The organism is Streptomyces sp. NPDC005898 (genome assembly GCF_040629635.1).
Classification (GTDB): domain Bacteria; phylum Actinomycetota; class Actinomycetes; order Streptomycetales; family Streptomycetaceae; genus Streptomyces.
This window is the reverse complement of record NZ_JBEXWC010000003.1, coordinates 402,495-425,224: the sequence shown is the minus strand read 5'-3', so window position 1 is coordinate 425,224 and position 22,730 is coordinate 402,495. Positions and strand designations below refer to the sequence as shown.

Here is a 22,730-nt window from a genome sequence, read left to right as displayed (position 1 = left end):
GCCACCGCACATCCGGGCGTTGCCTCGGGATCCTTGGGCTCAGTAGGGGTGCGACAGTCCTACGTACGTCACCGACGTCTCCACGCCCCTGTCCGCCAGCCGCCCTTCCTACGTACTCGTCTCGCTCGCCACGGCCAGAGCGGTCGCCGGATCGTGGGCCGCCGGCCCCGCCGGGACCCAGCGGCCGCGTTCCTCGCGGTAGGGCCACCAACGACCGTCGGGCCCATGGCGCAGTTGAGCGAAGCCCACCACGGTCCACCGGTTGCGGGCGGCCTGCAACCGCGGGCGCTCGCCCTCGTCCCACGCAGCTTCCAGCGCGGCACGCGCGCGTGCCAGCGCATCCCCCTCGGGCGTCCACTCCTGTTCAAGTATGTGCAGCGCGGCGCGACCCCCGTACCGCCAGGCCCGGACCGCGAGCGCGAGACCGTCCGGCCCGCGCTCCGACACCTCCGCCAACCGCGCCTCGACCGTCGGCCCCGGAGCAGCCGCGGCCAGGCGCACGGCGTCCTCGCTCACCGACAACTCCTCCTCGACAGGGTGTCCCTCGTGACCGGGCACGAGCGCGTCAGTCAGCATCCGGCACGCCTCGGCGGCCGCCTGTGCCGCAAGGAACTCGACCGCGGCCACGTCGAGGCCCGCTGCGGGCTCCGTCTCCGTGTCGAGCGCCGGCGGCGATCCCGGCCCGGAGGGCGCCGCGGGCAGCTCGGGAAGCGGTGGCAGGATGGCGCCGTCCGCGTACGCCTCCGCGGCGCTGACGCCCTCTGGAGCGGCATCCTGGTGCTCCTCAGGGTGCTCCGGGGCATCGGTGCGCCCGGCGCTGCGCACGTGGAGCGCGTCCAGGAGTTCGCGTTCCCCGCGGCCCCGCATCAGCAGCAGCACGAAGGGATCCTGGTCGAGCAGCCGCGCGACCTGGTAGCAGAGCGCGGCCGTGTGCCCGCAGTGGTCCCACGCCTCGCAGTCGCACTCCGCCTCCAGGTCCCCGATGCCGGGCAGGAGTTCGACACCGGCGGCCGAGGAGTCCTCCACCAGGTGCGGCGGCATGTCACGGTCCAGGAGTGCCGCGATGTGTCCGGCCTGCTCGACGGCCATCGCCAGGAAGCGATCCCACTCCTCCGCGCTCAACTCCTGGAGCAGCACATCGGAGCGGTGCGGTGTGCCGTCGCGGTCCTGCACGACCGCGGTGATCCGGCCCGGCCGCACCGAGACCGCACCCACCGCGCCCGCGCGTGCCAACCGGCGTCCCGCTTTCAACTGGCCCAAGTCGAGGGCGGTGTCCTCGAGCGCCTTCAGCCAGGCCTGGCCCCACCATGTTTGTGCGAAGCCCTGCCCGCGCGCGGGCGGCATGGCTTCGAACGTGCGCTCGTCCGCCGCTCCAGGATCACGAGCACCCGTCACCGCTCCGGCGCGCCCATCCCCGTACGCGTACTCCTCGTCATGGATGTCGCTCATCGGGTCCCCCCTCGCAGCTCGACCAGATCGGACAGTTCGGCGTCGGTCAGCTCGGTCAGAGCGGCCTCTCCGGAGCCGAGTACGGCGTCCGCCAACTCCCGCTTGCGCAGCAGCATGTCGGCGATGCGGTCCTCGATGGTGCCCTCCGCGATCAACCGGTGCACCTGCACCGGCTGTGTCTGCCCGATGCGGTACGCACGGTCGGTGGCCTGCGCCTCAACGGCGGGGTTCCACCAGCGGTCGTAATGCACGACATGTTCGGCACGGGTGAGGTTCAGCCCGGTGCCCGCCGCCTTCAGGGAGAGCAGGAAGACGGGAACCTCTCCGTCCTGGAAGCGCTGCACCATCGCCTCACGCGTCCCGACGGGCGTGCCGCCGTGGAGGAACTGCGAGGGGATGCCACGGTCGGCCAGATGCCGCTCGATCAGCCGCGCCATCTGGACGTACTGCGTGAAGACGAGCACGCTCGCGCCCTCGGCGAGGATCGTGTCCAGCAACTCGTCGAGCAGCTCCAGCTTGCCGGAACGGCCCGAAATCCTGGGCTCGTCCTCCTTGAGGTACTGCGCGGGGTGGTTGCAGATCTGCTTGAGGCCCGTGAGGAGCTTGACGATCAGACCCCGGCGCGCGAACCCGTCGGCCCCGGAGATCTCGGCGAGTGTCTCCCGCACGACGGCTTCGTAGAGGCCCGCTTGCTCCGCGCTGAGCGAGACCGCGCGATCGGTCTCCGTCTTCGGCGGGAGCTCCGGCGCGATCCCGGGGTCCGACTTGCGCCGTCGGAGCAGGAACGGACGCACCAGCTGTCCGAGCCGCTCCGCGGCCCCAGGGTCCGCGCCGCTCTCGACGGCTTGGGCGTAACGCGTCCGGAAGGTCGCGAGTTTTCCGAGCAACCCCGGAGTCGTCCAGTCGAGGATGGCCCACAGCTCGGAGAGGTTGTTCTCCACCGGGGTGCCGGTGAGCGCCACGCGCGCGCGTGCCTGGATGGCGCGCAGTTGCCTGGCCGTCGCCGAGTACGGATTCTTGACGTGCTGGGCCTCGTCGGCGACGACCATGCCCCAGGCCGTCCCGCCCAGCCGGTCCGTGTCCAGCCGCATCGTGCCGTACGTGGTCAGGACGAACTCGCCGTCCGCGAGTCCTTCCAGGTCCCGCTGGGCGCCGTGGAACCGTCGCACCGGCGTGCCGGGCGCGAACTTCTCGATCTCGCGCTGCCAGTTGCCCATGAGGGACGTCGGACAGACCACCAGCGTGGGGCCAGCCGTGTCCTCGTGGGTCTGGCGGTGCAGATGCAGCGAGATCAGCGTGATCGTCTTGCCGAGGCCCATGTCGTCGGCGAGGCAGCCGCCGAGACCGAGGGACGTCATGCGCGCGAGCCAGTTCAGGCCGCGCAGCTGATAGTCGCGAAGCTCCGCGGCGAGGGCCTCGGGCCGGCCGACGGGCTCCATGCCCTCGGGGTCCGCGAGCCGCTCGCGCAGCGTGGCGAGCCACCCCGTCGGCTCCACGTCGACGCGCCGGCCGTCGACCTCGGTGGTGCCGGTGAGTGCGGCGCCGAGGGCATCGATCGGTGTGACCTTGCGGTCCTGCCGGTCGCGGGCGCGGCGCGCCTCCTCGGGGTCGATGAGTACCCACTGGTCGCGCAGACGGACCACGGGGCGGTTCGCCTCGGCGAGGCGGTCGAGTTCGTCACGCGTGAGTTGCCGGTCGCCCAGGGCGAAGCGCCAGTTGAACGCCAGCAGTGCCTCCGTGGAAAGGAACGAGGGGGTGTCCGCGGACGGCTTGAACGGGCTCTTCTCGCCGCCGTCCTGATCACCGTCCGGCGGACCGATGACGGCGCGCGCGGTGAGACTGCGGGCCAGCTCTCGCGGCCAGTGCACATCGACGCCCGCGGCCGCGAGCATCCGAGTGCCCCCGCCCAGAAGGTCGGTCACCTCTTCGTCGGCGAGTTCGATCGCGTCGGGCACGGTGGCCGACAGCAGTGGAGCGAGTGGGGGCCACGCGCGCGTGGCGCGCCGCAGCGCGAGGAGCGTGTCCATGCGTGCTCGCGGTCCGAAGGCCTGCCCCGTGGCTCCGGCACCGGCCCACACCTCAGCGGTGTCCGCGACGAGCCCGGGATCGCTGACGCTGTGCAGTTGCAGCACGGCGCGGAACGGCAGACGGGTGCCGTCCTCGGTGACCGAGACGAGCCCGGGGATCTCCACCCGCAGGGAGATCCGCACACCGGCGTCATGGCCCGCCGCCACATCGGCGGCCCAGGCCCGCTGTTCGGGTACGTGTTGCGGCTCCCTGGCGGCGAACACGGGTCCGCCGGCGGCCGACGGCGCGGCGGGGGAGCGTGGCAGAGTGTCGGCGACCGCGTCGAGGAACCGGCGCAGCAGGCTCTCGGGCTCGGGCAGCCGCAGCGGTACGGCGGAGTCCAGCGGCAGGGCGTGAGCGGCCGGCGGCATCGCCGCGGCGAGCTCGCGCAGCCGCTGCAGATCCGCGGTCCCCAGCGGACCGGCACGCCAGGAGTCGTGGTCGCCGGGAGTCAGGCCGGGCAACAACAGTCCACGAGCAGCGAGTTGCAGTGCGAGGACGCCTGCCGCCCCCCAGAAGGCAGCCGTCGGGTGCGATCCCGATGCGGCACGCGCGCGGGTGAGGACCGGCAGCGCGGCACGCATGGGAAGCAGGACCGCGGGCACCGTGCTGAGTTCGATGTCCTCGCCCCCGGGGACGGCGACATCCACTTCCTCGAAGGCGCCCCCGACGACCGAAGGCGGTTCGGTGCCATCAGGGCGCCAGAAGGCCATGCGGCCCCCGCGGGCGGGGTCGCCGGGCACGAAGAGCACGGAACAGTGCGACAGTTCGGAGACCTCGGAGAGGGGAATGGCAGGGATCCTGTGCACAGCGATGGGGCATTCCTCAAATTTGACTACTGAGACCGGAGCGGCCGAGAGTACAGGACTCGAGCCGCCCTCGGCCCGCATCGAATGGTGTTCCCCGTCACATCTCCTCTCAGGGGGGTGGGGCCAACCCCCCTGACCCATGGTGCTGGCCCCCCGGCGAACGTGGGTGGTGGCGCCATAGTTGCGGAAGGCCCCCGATCCGTACGTTTCAGAGGTCAGCCCCTGTCGTCTCGGATACCGGAGACCCGCCCATGCCCCAAGCCGCAGCAGCACTCGCGGAACGCCCCACGGCCGGCGTCGGCGAGCAACCCGCCGGAAGCGAATTCGCCCCCCTTCTGCGCACTGTCAAGGAGCAGGGCCTTCTGAGCCGACGTGTCGGCTGGTACACGCGCACCATCACGGCCAACACCCTGGCGCTGCTGGCCGTGGGTGCCGGGATGTTCGTCATCGGAGCCTCGTGGTGGGTGCTGCTGCTTGCGCCCGTGCTGTCCGTCCTCTGCGCCCGCACGGCATTCATCGGCCATGACGCGGGGCATTCACAGATAACCGGCAACCGATCCGTCAGCCGTGTCCTCGGTCTCGTGCACGGCAATCTACTGCTCGGGATGAGCTCCGCCTGGTGGAACGACAAGCACAACAGACATCACGCCAACCCCAACCATGTCGACAAGGACCCCGACGTCGCGGCGGACGTCCTCGTCTGGACCACCAGACAGGCACGTCTGCGTGTCGGATTCCGCCGCTGGCTCACGCGCAACCAGGCCTGGCTCTTCTTCCCGCTGACGCTCCTCCAGGGCGTCGCCATGAAGATCTACGGCTTCCAGGACCTTCGGCGCCAGCCCCCGCGCGAGCGTGCCGTGGAAGGAGTGCTCCTCGTCGCCCACCTGGCCGGCTACGTGACCTTGCTGCTCGTCACCATGCCTCTGGGGCACGCGCTCGCCTTCGCCGCCATCCACCAGGCACTGTTCGGCCTGCACCTCGGACTCGCCTTCGCACCCAATCACAAGGGCATGGAGATGCCCGACCCGGACGGGGAGCGCTGGGGCCACCTGCGCCGCCAGGTCCTCACCTCGCGCAACGTCCGCGGTGGTCTGCTCACCGACTGGTTCCTCGGCGGACTCAACTACCAGATCGAGCACCACCTGTTTCCCAGCATGCCCCGCCCTCATCTGCGACTCGCCCAGCCCGTGGTACGCGCATACTGCGCCGCGGCCGGCATGTCCTACGCGGAGGCCGGCTTCGTCGACTCCTACCGTCAGGTGCTGCGCCACATGTACGAAGTCGGCGAGCCCCTGCGGGTCGAATAGGGCGACCGGGCGTGGTGTCGGCAACCAGTAGGGGGGCGACTCAGCAGTCTCTCAGGGTCTCTCAGGGTCGCGATCAGGAACCGCGGTGCCACCGGCGCCGTTCTTCCAGACAGAGAGCGGCACCAGCCGCGAAGGAGGCGACGGGCATGTCGAGGAACGCGAAGATTGCCGCGGGTGGTGTCGCGGCCGGGCTCATCATGCTGTTCTGGCTGCCCTGGTGGGCCGCACTCCTGATCGTGCTCGGAGTCCCCGTGGCCGCCTATCTGGCACTCGACCCGGGGCAGCGGCGCAGGCTGCGTCGTGCCAGACGCAGGGAGCTCGGCCGCTGAGACCGGACCGCCGAGTCCACCGCGGAGCCAGCCCGATGACCGGGCGCGGACACTCCTCACGTCGGGCCGTCGACGGTGCTCAGGCGGGACGGACCGCCATCTCGTCGAGGGCCTCCAGGAGCGCGGGAAGCGCCGGCCCACGACCCACCGGCAGCACCTCGCCGGGCTCCTCGTCCAGAAGGACGAACGCGATGTCGTCGGTTCTGGCGACCATCGACCAGCCGGGACCGTCGGCGCGCAACGTGCGGGCGTCCCCCGAGGCGAAGGACGAGCGCACCCGACCCAAGGGCGGCGGAGTCTCCAGATAGGCGCGGGCCTCGGTGAGGACACGTCGGACACCAGTCATCGGCGCCTCGCAGGCTTCCGCCGATGTGACGCCCGGGGCCCCGTCCGATGTGAAGCCGACACCTTCCGCAATACCGGCATCATCCGAGAAGTCGGCATCATCGACCTGCTCCCGCCACTTCGCCCACTGCAGGGCTATCTCGTCGGCGCCGAACCGCCGCTGAGCCGGGCCCCAGCCGTCGGCTCGCGGCGGAGCGAGTGGCTGTCGTCCCTCGCACCTGGAGTCGGGTTCAGGGTCGTGTGGAGCGGGCACGCCGGGCGCCGCGACAGCGACCGCGAGAGGCCACCCGGGCAGCGCGGCCACGACGGTGTGCTCCTCGGGGGACAGGTCGTACTCCATCCCGCAGTCCCAGGAGGCGATCGCCACGGCGACGAGAGAAACGTCGTCGACGACGACCGTCCACCGCGCCCCGCCACCGTCCTGGCCGAGCACCAACCCGTAACCGGCGGCGAGCGGCGCCAGACCGAGCGCCGCACAGGCCTCCGGATAGTCGTCGCCCAGCACGCTGGGGAACTTCGCGGGCGTCAGGAGCACCGCCGTCAGCACGTACAGCGCGTCGTCATCGGCGACGACAGCGTCGTCCGTCCCAGGCATGCCGGCCTCCCTTCGCTTGATCCGTCGGCGCACCCTAACCAGTCGCCCCGGAAACCGTCGAGGGGTGGACGGTCAGGAGAATCACCGGACGCCTGTCCCGTTACGTCTCGTGGGGAGCGGGCGACGACTCAGGACGCGGCAGACCCAGCAGCGTACGAGCCACCTCTCGGGGGGACTCGTCGCGTTCCCTCGCGAGGGCGATGACGGCCCGGCACGCGAGTTCGCTGACGCCGAAAGACAGCGCCTCCGGAGAGACCCACCCCGTGGCCTCGTCCATCTCGTCCTGATCGTCCTCGGCGCAGGCCGCCACGTACACGGCGGCCGCTTCGAAGAGATTGTGCGGGCGTCGGCGCTTGCTCGGCGCCGGCGCGCGTTCCCCGACGCCCCGCTTGCCAGCGGGCAAGTACTTGCGGAACCTGGCAAACATATGGACGACCTTCCCCCGGAACGGCTGCCCCCGGAATGACTTTCCTCGTTGCTCTCTGCGGTGTCCCTCACCAACGTAGAGTGAGTACTCCGGTCGCAGAAGGGGGACCACGCGGTGAAGCGTTTCGAGCGGCTCAGGCAGATCAGGCGCCTCGACCCGGAGCGGGACCACCTCGAGATCTACCGGCTCACCGCGACCCTCGAGTTCCCGTGGGACTACACGCGTGCACTCGAACTGGCCCTGTACCGCACCTATGCGGTGCCCAGTATCGGCCGACTGCTGGCGGCGACAGCCGAACTGACGGACCGTACACAGAAGAGGTACGACGACACGGCGCTGCTCCTCGACGCCGTAGTGGAGCACGGATTCGGCAGTGACGAGGGCCGCACGGCGATCCGCCGCATCAACCAGATGCACCGCAGCTACGACATCAGCAACGATGACATGCGCTACGTACTGTGCACGTTCGTGGTCATGCCCAAGCGGTGGATCGACTCCTACGGCTGGCGCAGACTCTCGCGCCATGAGACGGCTGCCGCCGCCGTGTACTACCGCACCCTCGGGCAGCACATGGGGATCAAGGAAATCCCGGCCTCGTACGAGGAGTTCGAACGCTGCCTCGATGACTACGAAGAGGCCCACTTCGGCTGGGACCAAGGGGCGCGTGAGGTGTCCGACGCGACCCTCGCCCTGATGGCGTCCTGGTACCCCCGCCCCCTGGCGCCCGTGTTGCGCTCCGCGACCCTCGCCCTGCTGGACGAGCCCCTGTTGCGCGCGTTCCGCTACGAACAGCCGAGTGCGGTCGTTCGCTCACTGGTCAGGGGCGGCGTGCGACTGCGTGGACGCGCCGTACGGCTGATGCCGCCGCGGAGCACGCCGCGCTACGCCCGACAGAACCGGGAGATCAAGGGCTATCCCGAGGGGTACGAGGTCTCCGAGCTCGGGTCGTTCCCCGTGCCGGGCCTCCGCGGATGTCCGGTCCCGCATCAGGGCAGGTCAGCGGCCGCCCCCGCCGAGTGACGCCAAGGTTTCGCGCAGCCAGGTGAGTTCCGCCAGGCTGGTCGCGCGAGCGATCTGCAGAATGCCGCGCCGGAAGGGGTCGTCGAGTTCCTCCGCGCGCAGCGGCCGATCTCCGTCATAGAAGAAGCTCGCCGGCTCCTCCAGAAACGCCAACCGCCTGCGCAGCACCGCGGCTTGGGCCGTCTCGTCGTCCAGATGGCGCAGGAAGGCGAGAAGCGTGAACCAGCGGTTCTCGTCGGTGATGTCCCCCCGCGCCGGGTCCGCGAGCCGGTTGCGGAGCTCCTGCCTGCCGTCCGATGTGAGAGTGAGGACATGTCGCGGCGCCGCGACGGCACCTGGTTGCGTCTCGCGGGCGAGGAGGCCCGCCTTCTCCAGCCGTTTGATGGCGGGGTACAGAGTGCTCTCCGGGACGGGCCGCACGTGCCCGGTCAGCGCGTTGATCCGCTTGCGCAGCTCATAGCCGTGCAGGGCGGAGTCATGGAGAAAACCGAGGATGGCCAGTTCGAGCATGGCCAGCATTCTGCCGCACCCCAGCTCCACCCGGTGTACATCACATACGCAATACATCGGTGACGATGTATTGTCGGTGGCTCGTGACGGACGAGCACCGTCAGGGATGAACGGAAGGGCGAAGGGCGGCCATGGCCATGCGTGAGGTGCGCTTCGACGCACAGGGCAGCATTCTGCGATGGACGGAGGTCGACGGGGCCGAACCGGCACGGGTGTACGTCCACGGTCTCGGTTCGGCGTCGACCGTCTATCACGCCCACATCGCCGCCAGACCCGAACTGGCAGGCCGACGCTCGTTGTTCGTGGACCTCCCCGGTCACGGCATCAGTGACCGGCCCGCCGACTTCGGTTATACGCTCGACGACCACGCGGAAGCGTTGGCCATGGTTCTTGACGAGGCTCGGGTCGCGGAGGCGGAGATCATCGCGCACAGCATGGGCGGCGCCGTCGCCATCGTGCTCGCACATCGGCGCCCCGAACTGGTGTCGCGCCTGGTCCTCACCGAGGCCAATCTGGACCCCGACCCGCCGTTGACGGCGGCCAGCAGCGGCATCGCCACGTACACGGAGGAGGACTTCGTCAACGGCGGCGGCTACACGCGCGTGCTGGAGAAGGTGGGACCCACCTGGGCGGCCACCATGCGGCTCACCGACCCTCGGGCCCTGCACCGAAGCGCGGTCGGTCTCACGGCCGGGACGAGGCCCACGATGCGCCGCATGCTGATGGCGCTGCCCATGGACCGCGTCTACGTGCAGGGCGCGGCGTCCGGGGACCTCCCCGGACGGGACGCACTGACGGCGTCCGGAGTACGGCTGGTGACCGCTCCCGGAGCGGGGCACAACGTCATGTTCGACAACGCCGAGGCGTTCGCCGCCGTGGTCGCCGGCCGTTCCTGACTGTCGTCCTCGATGCGCCGAACATCCGCACCAGACCGGAAGGCGGGGCCTGACGCGGGCCCGAGCGCCGGGCGGGCTCAGCCCTCTCGTGCGGCCAGGGCGAGGAAGCGGGCATCCTCGTCGACGTACGACGTCATGCGCCAGCCGGAACCGGCGAGGAGCGGGCCGAGTCGGGCTTCCGCCCGCAGATCGTCCGGGGTGATCTGCCGTCCCTGCCGGGCCGCGAGCGCGGCCCGGCCGATGGGATGGAAGAGGGCGAGCAGGCCCCCGGGGCGCACCACGCGCCGCAACTCCCGCAGATCCTCCGCCGGACGCGGCAGGTGTGAGATCAGCCCGGCACCGAAGACGGCGTCGAATGACCCGGTGCGCAGCGGCAGGCGCTCCACGTCGGCGAGCAGGAGCTGCCCGGCGCGGTCCCTGCCCGCCCGCCTCGCGGCCTCCAGCATGGCGGGCGTCAGATCGGCGCCGAGGACGACCCCCGTGGGGCCCACGGCCTCCCTCAGAGGTGGGAGGGCGCGTCCGGTGCCGCAGCCCGCGTCGAGTACCCGCGCCCCCGGACGAAGGCCCAGTTCGGCGACAGCGGCCCGGTAGGCGGGGCCGTCATCGGGGAAGCGGGCGTCCCAATCGGCGGCGCGGGCCGTGAAGAAGTCCTGGACCTGTGTCGGGTCATCGCTCATGCGAGCCATGATCCCTCAAGGAACCGTGCACGCGTGGGGTGCACTCGTTCGAGCATGACGCGAGCGGTCAGGGCCGCCGGGTGCATGCCGCCAGGCTGCTCGGCTCGGTGCGCTGACCTCGTCGGTGCGCCGACTCAGTCGGAGACGTCGGCGTATGCGAGCACCTTGTCGATCGTCACGCGCACCAGGAGTTCGCCGGGGACGCCGTTGCGCTTGCCGAACTCCTCGGCGCGTTCCTCACCCATGTACCGCGCGCCGAGCCGAGTGGCCCAATGCCGCACCTGGTCGATGTCCTCGATCAATTCGGCGTGGCCCTGCAGAACGACGAACGCGAACGGCGGCCGGTCGTCGTCCACGCACAGGGCCACGCGCCCATCGCGGGCCAGGTTTCGTCCCTTGACCGTTTCCTTGCCGGTGTTGAACACCAGGTCATCACCGTCGAGCAGAAACCAGATCGGTGCGATATGCGGGGCGCCGTCCGCTCTGACGGTCGAGAGCTTGCCGGTTCGGGTGCCGTGCGAGACGAAGTCCCGCCACTGTTCATCGGTCATCTTCTGTGCCATGTCCCCATCATGCTTGCCGGGGCGCCGGTCGTGGGGAAGGCTGGCAGGTCAGATCCTCCGGCCAGGGGGAGCGGACACGGGGAGACGGGACCATGGGGCAGAGCACGGGGCTTGGCTGGCTGCTGGACGACCTGACGCGACGGATGGAACATGTGCGCCATGCGCTGGTGCTGTCCAACGACGGGCTGGTGACAGGTGCGAGTTCGGACCTGGAGCGCGAGGACGCGGAGCACTTGGCCGCGGTCTCCTCGGGACTCCACAGCCTCGCCAAAGGGTCGGGGCGCCACTTCCGCGCCGGCAATGTCCGCCAGACCATGATCGAGTTCGATGACGCGGTCCTCTTCGTGACCGCGGCGGGCGACGGCAGCTGCCTGTGCGTCCTCAGCTCCGCCGAGGCGGACATCGGCCAGGTCGCCTACGAGATGACGCTCCTCGTGAACCGTGTCGGGGAGCACCTTGGCGTGGGGGCCCGCCACCCGGAGCGCACGCCGAGCGTGGACCTTTGATCGGCGTCGTGGGCCTCTGACCAGGCCTGACACTGCCACGACCCAGGCTTGACGCTGCCACGATCCAGGCCTGACGCCGCCACGACAAGAGTTATCCACAGGCTCAGCGAAGGTCGTGGTGATCGGGCTACGGTTTTTCCCGAGAGCAATCACGTCTCACGGGGGAGCAGCACGATGACAGGTGACACCATCACGCAGCCGACCACGGCTTCGGCCGCTCGGCCGTCGTTCACGTTGAACGGCGCCGCGAGGGAGCTGGGTCTCAAGCGCGGCGAGTTCGACCTCGCGGTCATGCTGGGGCGCATTCGTACCTTGGGGGACGGGGCCGGCGGTCAGCGCCGGGTCACCCGCGAGGAGATCGCCCGAGTACGGGGTGGGGAAGGCTTTCCCGAGGCGCTGCGCGAGAGCGTCAGAGCCGTGGGCACCACCGAGGGCGCGGACATGATGGACATCAGCCCGGCCCGCTTCACCCGGCTCGCCCGCGTCGGCGCTCTGACGCCGGTCAAGTTCTACCTGAACAGGTACCGAGCGGTCGTCTGGCTCTACCTCGCCCAGGAGCTACGGCAGTTCGTCGAGGCTGAAGCCAATGCCGACCTCCTCACGAGGCGTCTGCCGGGACCGTTGCGCGCACAGCTCGAAGAGGGGCAGGACCTCAGGGCGCGCAACTGGCGCGGCAGGTACGCGGACTTCCTGCTGCGGCAGTCCGAGGACCCGTGGGAGCGCGTCGCGGCCATGGCCTCCCTGCTCGATCCGGCGCAGACCGCGGAGATCGTCAGCGATCCGTACGAACGCGCCTACCTCAACCGGCTCAAACCCGCACCGCGCTCCCAGGGAGCAGCGGATTCACCCGTGGCGCGCATCGTCGAGAGGATCACGACCGCGGATGACCCGGACGAGATCCGTTGGCTGCGCTCCAGCCTGCTGATCGGCCTCATGCAGGCCCGCTCACTCCGCCCGGCGCCCCGGCCCGCGCCACGGCCCGCGGATGAACCGCGGGCTTCCACCGAAGAACGCGAGCCGCCGACGGATGCCGTGGTCGACGTGCCGGTCCAGGAGAGCCGGGGCCTGCTGACATGGTTGCGTCGCAGACGTACCTAGGCTCACGGCGCGACGTCACCCGCGTCGCCAGGGCCGAACCGTCGCCTCAGACCGTTGCGTCCAGGTCTTTGGCGTACTCCTCGATGGCGGGCCGATAGCCCGCGATGTCCGGGTCGTCGCTCGTGGCGGCGAGCAACCGCAGGAGCATTTCCATCGCATCGTGTGTGCGGCCGGTGTTGTACAGCGCCATCGCCAGGAACGTCTTGAGGGCACCGTCATCGGAGAACTCCGCCGCCGCAGCGCTCAGGGTGGTGACGGCTTCCTCGTAGCGGCCGAGAATCCGGTAGGTGCTGCCAAGCCCCAGAAGGGCCCCGCGCCGATCGCCCTCAGTGAGGCCGGCACCGGCGAGCGCGCGCTCGTAATACGGGACCGCCTCGGCCTCCAGACCGAGCGTGTCGTGAACCCAAGCGGTTTGGTACGCCACTTCGACGTCCTGAGGAAACCGCGAGGAGAGGGCCACGAGCCGATCGCGGGCCTCCTCCTTTCGACCTGCCTCGCGCAAACCGACGGCCTCGGCAAGCAGCCGATCCCGTTCCCCGCCCTCGACCACATTCCCACCCGAGCCGCTCATGTCCCCGCCGTCCCCTCACTGCCTTGCCCACTGAAGTTGCGCTGTCTGACGTGACCGCCCTGAATCGTTGCATGGAACGGAGACACACATGCCCGGCCATTGCCGCCCGAACTCCGCCCGCCGGTCGTCAACCGGCCAGTTCCTCCTCGAGCCACGTGCGGCCACGGGTGCGCGCGGCCAGTCGTACACCGCCCAGCCGTTCGGCGAGACGCTCGGCCTCGGCCCGCACCGCACTCCGCGCGTCCGATCCGACGTCTTCGAGGAACCCGCACACGATCTCGCCCTGGCCGTCCTGGGCCCAGCCGCCCACGATGCGGCCGTTCCACCACAGGGAGGGGCCGATGTTGCCGTTCCTGTCGAACAGGCGCGGGCCGTGGTCGCCGAGAAACCAACCGCGGTGCTGCCACCCCATCGGCGTCGAATCCAGCGCCGGCAGCAGCGCCGCCCAGGGCTCCGGCGCGGGCGTCTCCGCCACGTCGTCCGGCAGGAGAAGGCCGCTCTGTCCGTCCAAGTCGACCTCGACGGGGCGCAGTTCCGACAGGGCCCGCTTCGTCTGGGTCTTCGTCCACCCCGCCCACCAGCACAGGTCGTCCACCGTGGCCGGACCGAACACCCGCAGCCAGCGCCGGGCGAGCTCGGTCTGCGCGTCCTGGGTGCTCCAGTCGGTGAGTCCACCGGGGAGCCAGTCCGTCAAAGGCGCCCAGCGGTACTGGTGCGAGGTCCACGTGCCGCGGGGACGGCCACGCACGACATGCCCCTCGGCGGCGAGCAGCAGGAGGAGCCTGCTGGCCAGCTTCTGCCGACCCTCGTAGCTCTTGCCCCGCGACACCACCAACTCCGTGCCCAGCCGAGGGTCGTCACTCGCCAGCTCGGCCGCGGTCGCCTCACCCCGCTCCTTGAGGGCCCGCAACGCCGCCTCCTCGGCGGCCGCCAGCCACGCGGTGACTCCCGCCGTGTCGGCGGCGACCCCGGCCTCCGCCAGCATCCTCAGCACCAGGCGACGCTCCCGGGCGGCGACAGCCCGCGAACACGCGGCCTGCAGAACGGGAGCGACATCGAGGGAGGTCACGAAGACCGTGCGGCGCATTCCCAGCAACCGGATCAACGAGCGGTCCTGGTAAAGCGCCCGCTCGACGTCCGCCACCCGGCCGTCCCGCATACGGGCCCAGGCGCCCACGTACACCGACGACGGATCGGTCCCGTGCAGCGCCAGCAGCGACCGCGCCACCTCAACCGGATCGTCCGCCCTGGTATCGGCCGTCAGCCGGTGGCGCACCGCCAGACGCGCCCGGCGCTCGGCCACATCGATCCGCCGCAACATCCCTCCCGAATCTGTCCCCGGTTCTGTCCCCGGTCGCTCACGCGCCCGCCGTCGGACTGTCCATGTGGCGCTCTCCGTAAGGGCGGAACAGCCCTTCCTGGACGACCGACACCAGGAGACGGCCCTCGGTGTCGTAGATGCGGCCCCGGGCGAGACCGCGTCCCCCGGTCGCGATGGGGGACTCCTGGTCGTACAGGAACCAGTCGTCCGCGCGGAACGGCCGGTGGAACCACATGGCGTGGTCGAGCGACGCCATGTCGAATCCGCGCGGGCCCCACAGCGGCTCCACCGGGATACGCACGGCGTCGAGGAGCGTCATGTCGCTCGCGTAGGTGAGCGCGCAGGTGTGCACGAGCGGGTCGTCGCCCAGCGGGCCGACGGCGCGCATCCACACCGCGCTGCGCGGCTCGGCGTCCTTGATCTCCTCGGCCGTCCAGCGCAGGCGATCGACATAGCGGATGTCGAAGGGCTGACGACGCGCCATGCGCTGCAGCTGCTCGGGGAGCGCGCCGAGGTGCTCCTTGATCTCCTCCACGACCGTCGGAAGGGACTCCGGGTCGGGAGCGACGATGCGTGGCGGCAGCTGGTGTTCGAAGGCGCCCTGTTCGGGCTGATGGAAGGAGGCGGTGAGGTTGAAGATGGTGCGGCCCTGCTGGACCGCGGTGACGCGGCGCGTGGTGAAGGAGCGACCGTCCCTCACCCGCTCGACCTGGTACACGATGGGCACGCCCGGGCGGCCCGGACGCAGGAAGTACGCGTGCAGCGAGTGCACCGGCCGGTCGCCCTCAGTGGTGCGGCCGGCCGCCACCAGCGCCTGTCCGGCGACCTGCCCGCCGAACACCCGCTGCAGGGACTCCTCGGGACTGCGGCCCCGGAAGATGTTGACCTCGATCTGCTCCAGGTCCAGCAGATCGACCAGCCGGTCGGCGGGATTGTTCATGGCAGTTCCTCGACTCCTGTCCGGGACGCGCGGATCCTCGGGGCGGTCAGAGCTGGCCGACGTCCGTGACCCGGACGACGGCACGGCCCTCCTCGTCGGAGGCCGCGAGATCGACCTCCGCGCTGATGCCCCAGTCATGGTCGCCGTTCGGGTCGGCGAACGTCTGCCGGACGCGCCACAGACCGTGGTCCGGATCCTCCTCGATGAGCAGGAGCTTCGGGCCACGGGCGTCGGGGCCGGTACCGAGATCCTCGTACTCGTCCCAGTACTTGTCCATGGCCTCGCCCCAGGCGTCGGCGTCCCAGCCGGACTCGCCGTCCATCTCGCCGAGCTCCTCGACATGGTCGAGAGCGGCCAGCTCGACCCTGCGGAACAGAGCGTTGCGCACCAGGACGCGGAAGGCGCGGGCGTTGGCCGTGACCGGCTTGACCTGGTCGGCCTTCTCCTGGGCCTCCTCGGCCGTCATGACCTCGGGGTTCGCCAGCTGCTCCCACTCGTCGAGGAGGCTGGAGTCGACCTGTCGGACCATCTCGCCCAGCCAGGCGATCAGATCCTCCAGGTCCTCGGACTTCAGGTCGTCCGGGATGGTGTGCTCCAGGGCCTTGTACGCGCCGGCGAGGTAACGCAGCACGATGCCCTCGGTGCGGGCCAGCTCGTAGAAGGACGTGAACTCGGTGAACGTCAGCGCCCGCTCGTACATGTCGCGGACGACGGACTTCGGGGAGAGTGGGTGGTCACCGACCCACGGGTGGCTCGTGCGGTACGTGTTGTACGCGTGGAAGAGCAGTTCCTCCAGGGGCTTCGGGTAGGTGATGTCCTGGAGCCGCTCCATCCGGTCCTCGTACTCGACGCCGTCCGCCTTCATCAGCGCCACGGCCTCGCCGCGCGCCTTGTTCTGCTGGGCGGCGAGGATCTGGCGCGGGTCGTCGAGGGTGGACTCGACGACCGACACCATGTCGAGCGCGTACGAAGGCGACTCGGGGTCGAGGATGTCGAAAGCGGCGAGGGCGAACGTGGACAGCGGCTGGTTGAGCGCGAAGTCCTGCTGAAGGTCGACCGTCAGGCGCACGACACGGCCCGTGGCGTCCGGCTCGTCGAGCTTCTCGACGACACCGCCGGCGAGGAGCGAGCGGTAGATCGCGATGGCCCGGCGGATGTGCCGCAGCTGCTGCTTGCGCGGCTCGTGGTTGTCCTCGAGGAGGTGACGCATCGCCTTGAAGGCGTTGCCGGGGCGGGCGATCACGGACAGCAGCATCGTGTGCGTGACCCGGAAGCGGGAGGTCAGCGGCTCGGGCTCGGACGCGATCAGCTTCTCGAAGGTGTTCTCGGTCCAGCCCACGAAACCCTCGGGAGCCTTCTTGCGGACCACCTTGCGACGCTTCTTCGCATCGTCACCCGCCTTCGCGAGCGCCTTCTCGTTCTCGATGACGTGCTCGGGCGCCTGCGCGACGACGAGGCCCGCGGTGTCGAAGCCCGCGCGCCCGGCCCGACCGGCGATCTGGTGGAACTCCCGCGCGCGCAGGGTACGGACCCGACTGCCGTCGTACTTGGTGAGCGCGGTGAACAGCACGGTGCGGATCGGGACATTGACGCCGACACCGAGGGTGTCGGTGCCGCAGATGACCTTGAGGAGTCCGGCCTGGGCCAGCTTCTCGACCAGGCGGCGGTACTTGGGCAGCATGCCCGCGTGGTGCACGCCGATGCCGTGGCGGACGTACCGCGAGAGGTTGCGGCCGAACTTGGTGGTGAAGCGGAAATTGCCGATCAGATCGGCGATCTTGTCCTTCTCCTCGCGCGTGCACATGTTGATGCTCATCAGCGACTGCGCACGCTCGACGGCCTGGGCCTGCGTGAAGTGCACGATGTAGACGGGCGCCTGTTTCGTCTCGAGCAGCTCGGTGAGCGTCTCGGTGATCGGCGTCAGACGGTACTCGTACGACAGCGGCACGGGGCGCGTCGCGGAGCGCACCACCGAGGTGGGCCGGCCCGTGCGGCGCGTCAGGTCCTTCTCGAACATGGAGACGTCGCCGAGCGTCGCCGACATGAGGATGAACTGGGCCTGGGGCAGTTCGAGCAGCGGGATCTGCCAGGCCCAGCCGCGGTCCGGCTCGGCGTAGAAGTGGAACTCGTCCATCACCACCTGGCCGATGTCGGCGTCCTTGCCGTCACGCAGCGCGATCGAGGCGAGAACCTCGGCGGTGCAGCAGATGACGGGGGCGTCGGAGTTGACCGACGCGTCGCCCGTGAGCATGCCGACGTTCTCGGTGCCGAAGAGTTTGCACAGGTCGAAGAACTTCTCCGACACCAGCGCCTTGATGGGCGCCGTGTAGAAGGTGACCTTGTCCTGGGCGAGAGCCGTGAAGTGGGCACCCGCGGCCACCAGGCTCTTGCCCGAACCGGTCGGAGTGGACAAGATCACGTTGGCCCCGGAGACCACCTCGATCAGCGCCTCCTCCTGAGCCGGGTAGAGGGTGATCCCCTGGTCCTCGGCCCACGAGGAGAAGGCTTCGAAGAGGGCATCGGGGTCGGCATCCGGCGGCAGCTGATCAATAAGGGTCACACCCCCATCTTGCCTTCCTTCCCTCCCGATGCGGGAACCGGACGTCCCCATGAAGATCACGGCCGCTACGCTGTGTCGCCAACGGGGCGTCAGAAGACTGGAAATGGGGCGGGCAGCAGCAATGATGGGACCGGCGCACTCACTGTCGGGGGCCGCGGCCTGGCTCGGCGTCGGCGCGGCCGCCGCGGCCGCGGGGCACACGATGCCCTGGCCGGTCCTGCTCGCAGGGGCCCTGATCTGTGCCGGGGCGGCGCTCGCACCCGACCTGGACCACAAGTCCGCGACCATATCGCGTGCCTTCGGGCCCCTCTCGCGGGGCGTGTGCGAGATCGTCGACAAACTCTCGTACGCCGTCTACAAGGCGACACGCAAGCAGGGGGACCCGCGTCGCTCGGGCGGGCACCGCACACTGACGCACACCTGGCTGTGGGCGGTACTGATAGGGGCGGGCGCCTCGGCCCTGGCGATCTTCGGTGGACGCTGGGCGGTTCTCGGGCTTCTCTTCGTCCACATGGTGCTCGCCATCGAAGGCCTGCTGTGGCGGGCGGCGCGCGGGTCGAGCAGCGATGTGCTGGTGTGGCTGCTGGCCGCGACGAGCGCCTGGATCCTCGCCGGGGTCCTCGACAAGCCCGGCAACGGTTCGGACTGGCTGTTCACCGCGCCCGGCCAGGAGTATCTGTGGCTGGGACTGCCGATCGTGCTGGGCGCGCTGGTGCACGACCTGGGGGACGCGCTGACGATCTCCGGGTGCCCGATCCTGTGGCCCATCCCCATCGGACGCAAGCGCTGGTACCCCGTCGGGCCGCCGAAGGCGTTGCGCTTCCGGGCCGGCAGCTGGATCGAGCTGAAGGTCCTGATGCCGGTGTTCATGCTGCTCGGAGGCGTGGGCGGCGCGGCCGCACTCAACTTCATCTGATCGCCGGCGCCCCTTGGACCGCTGACCCTTCCCGGACCGCCAGCCTTTCGTGGGCAGCCGGCCCCGGCTCAGGTGTGGGCCCGAGATCTCGGGGCCGGCAGGTGCTCGCCGTGCCAGGAGTGCCAGAGCGCGGCGTAGGAGCCGCCGCTCGTCACCAGGTCCTCGTGGGTGCCGAGTTCTGTCACCCGACCGTCCTCCATGACAGCGACACGGTCCGCGTCATGGGCCGTCTGGAGACGGTGGGCGATGGCGATGACCGTTCTCCCGCGCAGGACAGCGGCCAGCGCCCGTTCGGTGTGGCGTGCGGTGGTCGGGTCCAGGAGTGCGGTGGCCTCGTCGAGGATCAGTGTGTGCGGGTCGGCGAGCACGACTCGGGCCAGCGCCAGCTGCTGGGCCTGCGCACCGGTCAGCCGATGTGCGCCGGAACCCAGCTCGCTGTCCAGGCCGCCCGGCAGCTCCGCCGCCCACTCGGCGCCGACCGCCTTCAGGGCGGCGAGCAGCTCGTCGTCCGTGGCGGACTCCGCCGCGATCACCAGATTGTCCCGGAGTGTGCCCAGGAACACGTGGTGCTCCTGGGTGACGAGGACGACCTGACGGCGCAGCCGCTCGGGGGACAGGTCGATGACCGGGACCCCGCCGACGGTCACCGCGCCCTTGGCCGGCGCGTCGACCCCCGCGAGGAGTCGGCTCAGGGTGGTCTTGCCCGCGCCGGAGGGGCCCACGATCGCCAGGCGTTCGCCGGGCCGTACGGACAGGTCGACACCGCGCAGGACCTCGGCGCCGTCGCCGTAGGCGAAGTGGACACCGCAGACATCGATGCGGTCGTCTTCAGGGGCGCGGTCGGCGGACGCGGGCGGGGCGGCCGGTCCGGAAGGTTCCGTCGGTTCGACCGCCAGGCCTTCGACACGGGCGAAGGAGGCTCCGCTGCTCTGCAGCTCCTCGACCCGTTGCAGGATCGTGTCCAGCGGCTGGGAGAGCTGACGCAGATAGAGCGCCGAGGCGATCACCGTGCCCAGGCTCACCGCGCCGTGCCCGTGCAGCGTGCCGCCGACGAGGAGCACGGCGACCACCGGGACCACGTACGAGATGTCGATGGAGGGGAACAGGACACTGCGCAGGAACAGGGTGCGCTCCCGGGAGACGACGCACCGTTCGATCTCCTTCTCGCTGTCCGCGATGCGACGCTCCCGCAGACCGAAGGCCTCGATGGTGCGCGCCCCGGACGCGGTGGCGGCGAGCACCTCGGCGAGCGCGGAGTGGGCCTCGCCCTGGGCGAGGTAGGCGGCGCGGGCCTGCCGCAGGTACCAGCGGGTGGCGAACCAGATGCCGATGAGGCCGAGCACTCCACAGGCACCGAGCAGCGGATCGAGCAGAAACACCGCACCGAGGATGAACAGCGCCTGCACGGCTGCCACGAACACGTCGGGCCCGGTGTCGCGCAGCGTCTGCCCGGCGGTCGCGACGTCGGAGGTGCCGCGTGCCGTGAGATCTCCCGCGCCGGCACGCTCGACGACAGAGGCGGGCAGCGCGAGCGCCCGGTCGACGAACTGTTCGCGGATGCGGGCCAGGGTGCGCTCGCCGAAGCGGTGTCCGAGGTGGCGGGCGTGGCGCGCCAGGAGGAGTTGCGCCAGGGCGGCGACAAGGATGCCGAGGGCGAGGCGGTCCACGGCCTCGACGCTTCCGCCGTCCTTGACCGTGTTGACGATACGGCCGAGGAGCCAGGGGCCGACCAGGCCCGCGGCAGCGGCGAGCGCATTGAAAACGATCATGGCGGTGAAGGTCCGGGCGTCCCGCCGTATCAACGCCCACGCGGCGCGGCGGACCTGGTGGGGGCCGGCGACGGGCAGGTGCCCCGGCATGGCTTCCGGGCCGCCATCCATGTGGCTGGTCGTCATCGGAGGGCCTCGTGACTCGGTTCGGGGGATGCGGGTGGTGCTGGTGTGCCGTCGTGCTCCTTGTCGCCGTCCGCTGGTTCCGGCTCTGCGCACGCACTCGAAGTATTGGAGCCTCGCGAGACCAGGCTCCGGTAGTCCGGGTGCGTGGCCAGCAGGTCGGTGTGGCGGCCGACGGCGGCCACACGGCCCCCGACCAGGTGGTAGACGATGTCGGCCTGGTCGAGGAGGAGAGGAGAGGTGCCGGCCACCAGGGTCGTGCGACCGCTGCGGGCGGCGCGCAGCCGAGCCGCCATCCTGGCCTCGGTGTGGGCATCGACAGCCGAGGTGGGTTCGACCGCCAGCAGGATCTCGGGGTCGGCGAGCAGGGCGCGTGCCAGGCGGATGCGCTGGCGCTGGCCTCCGGAAAGGTTGTGGCCCTGGGCATCGAGGCGGGCGTCGAGCCCGCCGGACAGGCCGAGGACGATGTCACGGGCCACGGCCTCGTCGATCACACGGGCGAGGGCCTGGTCGTCCGGGTGCAGGCGGCCGGATACCGCCGCGCGCAGCGTACCGGCGAAGAGGTCTGCTTCGTTGTCGGCGACGAGGATCCGGGCGCGGACCTGGTCGAGGGGGACGGCGTCGAGGCGGACCTCGCCCCAGGTGGCCGCGGAAGGAGCGAACCGGCCGAGCCGGTCGACGACAGCCACGGCCTCCGACGGCTGGGCGCTGATGAGCGCGGTGAGGACGCCGGGTGCGACTTCCACGCCGGACAGCGGATCGCGCAGCACAGCGGACGGTCCGGGTGCCTCCGCGGAGCCGTCACACTCGCCGGGGGAGCCCGCCTCCATGGGCGCCTCATGCTCGCGAGTCCCATGACTGCTCCCTCCACCCTCTTTCGGCTCCCGCCCCTCTTCGGCGGTGAAGTCCTCCGGCTCCAGGTTGAGGAAGCGCACGACCCGGCGGGCCGAGACCAGGCCCCGGCCGATGTCGTAACCGCTCTCGATGAAGGACGACACCGGCACCACGAGCACGGCGACGTACCCGTAGACGGCCACCAGTTCCCCGACCGTGATGGTTCCCTCGGCGGCCATGCGGGCGGCGAGCCACGTCACGGTGGCGAGGAACACCGTGGGCAGTCCGAGCGCGAAGGCCTGGATCCAGCTCATCGACGAGCCCACGCGGTAGCCGTCATGGAGCAGCTTTCGCGAACCGTCGCGGTAGCGAGCGGCGAAGCCCCCCTTGCCGCCGAGGCCGTTGAGTACGCGCAGGCCGCCGACCAGGTCGCCGAGGACGGCGGCAAGGGCGCCCTGTCGTTCCCGGTAGGCGGTCTCCGCGCCTTGCAGGCGCCCGAGGAAGGGGCCGACCAGCAGGGCGAGCACGGGCACCCCCACCAGCACCACCACCGCGAGCAGGGCGGAGACGGACAGCAGCAGCACGGCCACCACCACGTAGGCGGCGACCGCGCCCACGCCGGGGCCCGTCACGGTGAGGGTCTGGCCGATGACGCCCACGTCGGAGTGCCCGATCGTGACGACCTCACCGGCCGAGACACGGCGGGGCAGCGCGGCGCCGAGGCGGGTCGCGTGGTCCACCACCACGCGCACGGTGCGGAAGTAGGCGTCCAGCCGGACCCGGGTCATGGTGCGGTGCCGCATGATCGACAGCCAGGCGTCGAGCACCCCGATGCCGAACAGGGCGGCCGTCCAGCCGAGCAACGCCCCCTGGTCGCCGGGCCGCAGACCGTCATCGATGGCGCGCGACAGGACATACGGAGGCAGCGTCAGGCCCATCATCCACACGGTGCCGAGCACGGCCCCGCCGGCGACGCGCCGCCACTGCATGGCGGTGACCCACCAGAGATAGCGGGCAGCCCCGCGCCGATCGGGGACACCGGGGTCCGTGGAGGGATCCGAGCAGGGTGCGGCCATCCACGTACCCTAACCACCCCGG

At 70.5% G+C, this 22,730-nt stretch carries 20 protein-coding genes; 7 read left to right on the top strand and 13 right to left on the bottom strand.

What is annotated here, in order from left to right:
• Window positions 1-108 precede the first annotated feature (108 nt).
• Window positions 109-1,449: an SWF or SNF family helicase gene (locus ABZ385_RS07250; RefSeq protein ID WP_358910241.1), complete on the bottom strand. Its 1,341-nt coding sequence runs from the start codon at window positions 1,447-1,449 to the stop codon at window positions 109-111.
• Window positions 1,446-4,325, bottom strand: a complete 2,880-nt coding sequence (locus tag ABZ385_RS07245) for a DEAD/DEAH box helicase (RefSeq protein WP_358910239.1) — start codon at window positions 4,323-4,325, stop codon at window positions 1,446-1,448. The genes ABZ385_RS07250 and ABZ385_RS07245 overlap by 4 nt, the downstream gene beginning before the upstream one ends.
• Window positions 4,326-4,576: 251 nt before the next feature.
• Here ABZ385_RS07245 and ABZ385_RS07240 point away from each other — a divergent pair, with 251 nt between their 5' ends.
• Window positions 4,577-5,632 carry an acyl-CoA desaturase gene (locus ABZ385_RS07240; RefSeq protein WP_358910237.1) on the top strand — a complete coding sequence of 352 codons (1,056 nt, stop codon included), beginning with the start codon at window positions 4,577-4,579 and terminating at the stop codon, window positions 5,630-5,632.
• A gap of 146 nt (window positions 5,633-5,778) precedes the next feature.
• Window positions 5,779-5,961 carry a hypothetical protein gene (locus ABZ385_RS07235; protein WP_358583373.1) on the top strand — a complete coding sequence of 61 codons (183 nt, stop codon included), beginning with the start codon at window positions 5,779-5,781 and terminating at the stop codon, window positions 5,959-5,961.
• A 79-nt stretch (window positions 5,962-6,040) separates the two neighbouring features.
• On the opposite strand, the gene ABZ385_RS07230 is transcribed toward ABZ385_RS07235, so the two are convergent.
• Complete coding sequence (locus ABZ385_RS07230) at window positions 6,041-6,901, bottom strand: hypothetical protein (RefSeq protein WP_358910235.1); 861 nt, start codon at window positions 6,899-6,901, stop codon at window positions 6,041-6,043.
• A 100-nt stretch (window positions 6,902-7,001) separates the two neighbouring features.
• Window positions 7,002-7,328 (bottom strand): hypothetical protein, encoded by a 327-nt coding sequence (locus ABZ385_RS07225; protein WP_358583376.1) that lies wholly within the window; start codon window positions 7,326-7,328, stop codon window positions 7,002-7,004.
• Between the two features lie 114 nt (window positions 7,329-7,442).
• On the opposite strand from ABZ385_RS07225, the gene ABZ385_RS07220 reads away from it, so the two are divergent.
• A complete protein-coding gene (locus ABZ385_RS07220; protein ID WP_358910233.1) occupies window positions 7,443-8,348 on the top strand; it encodes an oxygenase MpaB family protein in 906 nt (301 codons plus the stop codon).
• On the opposite strand, the gene ABZ385_RS07215 is transcribed toward ABZ385_RS07220, so the two are convergent.
• Entirely contained in the window at window positions 8,325-8,858 is a 534-nt protein-coding gene (locus tag ABZ385_RS07215) for a PadR family transcriptional regulator (protein WP_358696412.1), read from the bottom strand. The genes ABZ385_RS07220 and ABZ385_RS07215 overlap by 24 nt on opposite strands.
• A 137-nt stretch (window positions 8,859-8,995) precedes the next feature.
• Between ABZ385_RS07215 and ABZ385_RS07210 the strand changes: the two genes are divergently transcribed.
• The gene (locus ABZ385_RS07210) at window positions 8,996-9,754 is read left to right on the top strand and encodes an alpha/beta hydrolase (protein WP_358910296.1); all 759 of its coding nucleotides are present in this window, start codon (window positions 8,996-8,998) and stop codon (window positions 9,752-9,754) included.
• Window positions 9,755-9,831: 77 nt separating this feature from the next.
• On the opposite strand, the gene ABZ385_RS07205 is transcribed toward ABZ385_RS07210, so the two are convergent.
• Window positions 9,832-10,431 carry a class I SAM-dependent methyltransferase gene (locus ABZ385_RS07205; RefSeq protein ID WP_358910231.1) on the bottom strand — a complete coding sequence of 200 codons (600 nt, stop codon included), beginning with the start codon at window positions 10,429-10,431 and terminating at the stop codon, window positions 9,832-9,834.
• Between the two features lie 134 nt (window positions 10,432-10,565).
• Window positions 10,566-10,994, bottom strand: coding sequence for a PPOX class F420-dependent oxidoreductase (locus tag ABZ385_RS07200; protein WP_358696417.1), 429 nt, complete (start codon window positions 10,992-10,994; stop codon window positions 10,566-10,568).
• 92 nt (window positions 10,995-11,086) lie between these two features.
• On the opposite strand from ABZ385_RS07200, the gene ABZ385_RS07195 reads away from it, so the two are divergent.
• Window positions 11,087-11,500 carry a roadblock/LC7 domain-containing protein gene (locus tag ABZ385_RS07195; protein ID WP_358696418.1) on the top strand — a complete coding sequence of 138 codons (414 nt, stop codon included), beginning with the start codon at window positions 11,087-11,089 and terminating at the stop codon, window positions 11,498-11,500.
• Window positions 11,501-11,674: 174 nt separating this feature from the next.
• Window positions 11,675-12,598 carry a DUF6397 family protein gene (locus tag ABZ385_RS07190; protein ID WP_358910229.1) on the top strand — a complete coding sequence of 308 codons (924 nt, stop codon included), beginning with the start codon at window positions 11,675-11,677 and terminating at the stop codon, window positions 12,596-12,598.
• Window positions 12,599-12,644: 46 nt separating this feature from the next.
• Here the strand turns inward: ABZ385_RS07190 and ABZ385_RS07185 are convergent, their stop codons facing one another.
• The 4 genes from ABZ385_RS07185 to ABZ385_RS07170 form a co-directional block, all read right to left on the bottom strand.
• Complete coding sequence (locus ABZ385_RS07185; protein ID WP_358910227.1) at window positions 12,645-13,169, bottom strand: tetratricopeptide repeat protein; 525 nt, start codon at window positions 13,167-13,169, stop codon at window positions 12,645-12,647.
• 127 nt (window positions 13,170-13,296) lie between these two features.
• Entirely contained in the window at window positions 13,297-14,490 is a 1,194-nt protein-coding gene (locus ABZ385_RS07180) for a winged helix DNA-binding domain-containing protein (protein WP_358910225.1), read from the bottom strand.
• A 37-nt stretch (window positions 14,491-14,527) separates the two neighbouring features.
• Window positions 14,528-15,430: an acyl-CoA thioesterase II gene (locus tag ABZ385_RS07175; RefSeq protein WP_358910223.1), complete on the bottom strand. Its 903-nt coding sequence runs from the start codon at window positions 15,428-15,430 to the stop codon at window positions 14,528-14,530.
• Between the two features lie 46 nt (window positions 15,431-15,476).
• Window positions 15,477-18,041: a DUF3516 domain-containing protein gene (locus ABZ385_RS07170; protein ID WP_358583398.1), complete on the bottom strand. Its 2,565-nt coding sequence runs from the start codon at window positions 18,039-18,041 to the stop codon at window positions 15,477-15,479.
• Window positions 18,042-18,111: 70 nt separating this feature from the next.
• Here ABZ385_RS07170 and ABZ385_RS07165 point away from each other — a divergent pair, with 70 nt between their 5' ends.
• On the top strand, window positions 18,112-18,906 hold the full coding sequence (locus ABZ385_RS07165) for a metal-dependent hydrolase (protein WP_358583389.1): 795 nt from the start codon (window positions 18,112-18,114) through the stop codon (window positions 18,904-18,906).
• A 68-nt stretch (window positions 18,907-18,974) separates the two neighbouring features.
• Here the strand turns inward: ABZ385_RS07165 and ABZ385_RS07160 are convergent, their stop codons facing one another.
• Window positions 18,975-20,765: an ABC transporter ATP-binding protein gene (locus ABZ385_RS07160; RefSeq protein WP_358910294.1), complete on the bottom strand. Its 1,791-nt coding sequence runs from the start codon at window positions 20,763-20,765 to the stop codon at window positions 18,975-18,977.
• 32 nt (window positions 20,766-20,797) lie between these two features.
• Window positions 20,798-22,708 (bottom strand): ABC transporter ATP-binding protein, encoded by a 1,911-nt coding sequence (locus ABZ385_RS07155; protein WP_358910221.1) that lies wholly within the window; start codon window positions 22,706-22,708, stop codon window positions 20,798-20,800.
• Window positions 22,709-22,730 lie beyond the last annotated feature (22 nt).

Bases quoted from the DNA above. Each gene is read 5' to 3' on its own strand.
- ABZ385_RS07250 (WP_358910241.1), bottom strand. From the start codon at position 1,449: ATGAGCGACATCCATGACGAGGAGTACGCGTACGGGGATGGGCGCGCC.
- ABZ385_RS07240 (WP_358910237.1), top strand. From the start codon at position 4,577: ATGCCCCAAGCCGCAGCAGCACTCGCGGAACGCCCCACGGCCGGCGTC.
- ABZ385_RS07235 (WP_358583373.1), top strand. From the start codon at position 5,779: ATGTCGAGGAACGCGAAGATTGCCGCGGGTGGTGTCGCGGCCGGGCTC.
- ABZ385_RS07230 (WP_358910235.1), bottom strand. From the start codon at position 6,901: ATGCCTGGGACGGACGACGCTGTCGTCGCCGATGACGACGCGCTGTAC.
- ABZ385_RS07225 (WP_358583376.1), bottom strand. From the start codon at position 7,328: ATGTTTGCCAGGTTCCGCAAGTACTTGCCCGCTGGCAAGCGGGGCGTC.
- ABZ385_RS07215 (WP_358696412.1), bottom strand. From the start codon at position 8,858: ATGCTCGAACTGGCCATCCTCGGTTTTCTCCATGACTCCGCCCTGCAC.
- ABZ385_RS07210 (WP_358910296.1), top strand. From the start codon at position 8,996: ATGCGTGAGGTGCGCTTCGACGCACAGGGCAGCATTCTGCGATGGACG.
- ABZ385_RS07205 (WP_358910231.1), bottom strand. From the start codon at position 10,431: ATGAGCGATGACCCGACACAGGTCCAGGACTTCTTCACGGCCCGCGCC.
- ABZ385_RS07200 (WP_358696417.1), bottom strand. From the start codon at position 10,994: ATGGCACAGAAGATGACCGATGAACAGTGGCGGGACTTCGTCTCGCAC.
- ABZ385_RS07195 (WP_358696418.1), top strand. From the start codon at position 11,087: ATGGGGCAGAGCACGGGGCTTGGCTGGCTGCTGGACGACCTGACGCGA.
- ABZ385_RS07190 (WP_358910229.1), top strand. From the start codon at position 11,675: ATGACAGGTGACACCATCACGCAGCCGACCACGGCTTCGGCCGCTCGG.
- ABZ385_RS07185 (WP_358910227.1), bottom strand. From the start codon at position 13,169: ATGAGCGGCTCGGGTGGGAATGTGGTCGAGGGCGGGGAACGGGATCGG.
- ABZ385_RS07180 (WP_358910225.1), bottom strand. From the start codon at position 14,490: ATGTTGCGGCGGATCGATGTGGCCGAGCGCCGGGCGCGTCTGGCGGTG.
- ABZ385_RS07175 (WP_358910223.1), bottom strand. From the start codon at position 15,430: ATGAACAATCCCGCCGACCGGCTGGTCGATCTGCTGGACCTGGAGCAG.
- ABZ385_RS07170 (WP_358583398.1), bottom strand. From the start codon at position 18,041: ATGGGGACGTCCGGTTCCCGCATCGGGAGGGAAGGAAGGCAAGATGGG.
- ABZ385_RS07165 (WP_358583389.1), top strand. From the start codon at position 18,112: ATGATGGGACCGGCGCACTCACTGTCGGGGGCCGCGGCCTGGCTCGGC.
- ABZ385_RS07160 (WP_358910294.1), bottom strand. From the start codon at position 20,765: ATGCCGGGGCACCTGCCCGTCGCCGGCCCCCACCAGGTCCGCCGCGCC.
- ABZ385_RS07155 (WP_358910221.1), bottom strand. From the start codon at position 22,708: ATGGCCGCACCCTGCTCGGATCCCTCCACGGACCCCGGTGTCCCCGAT.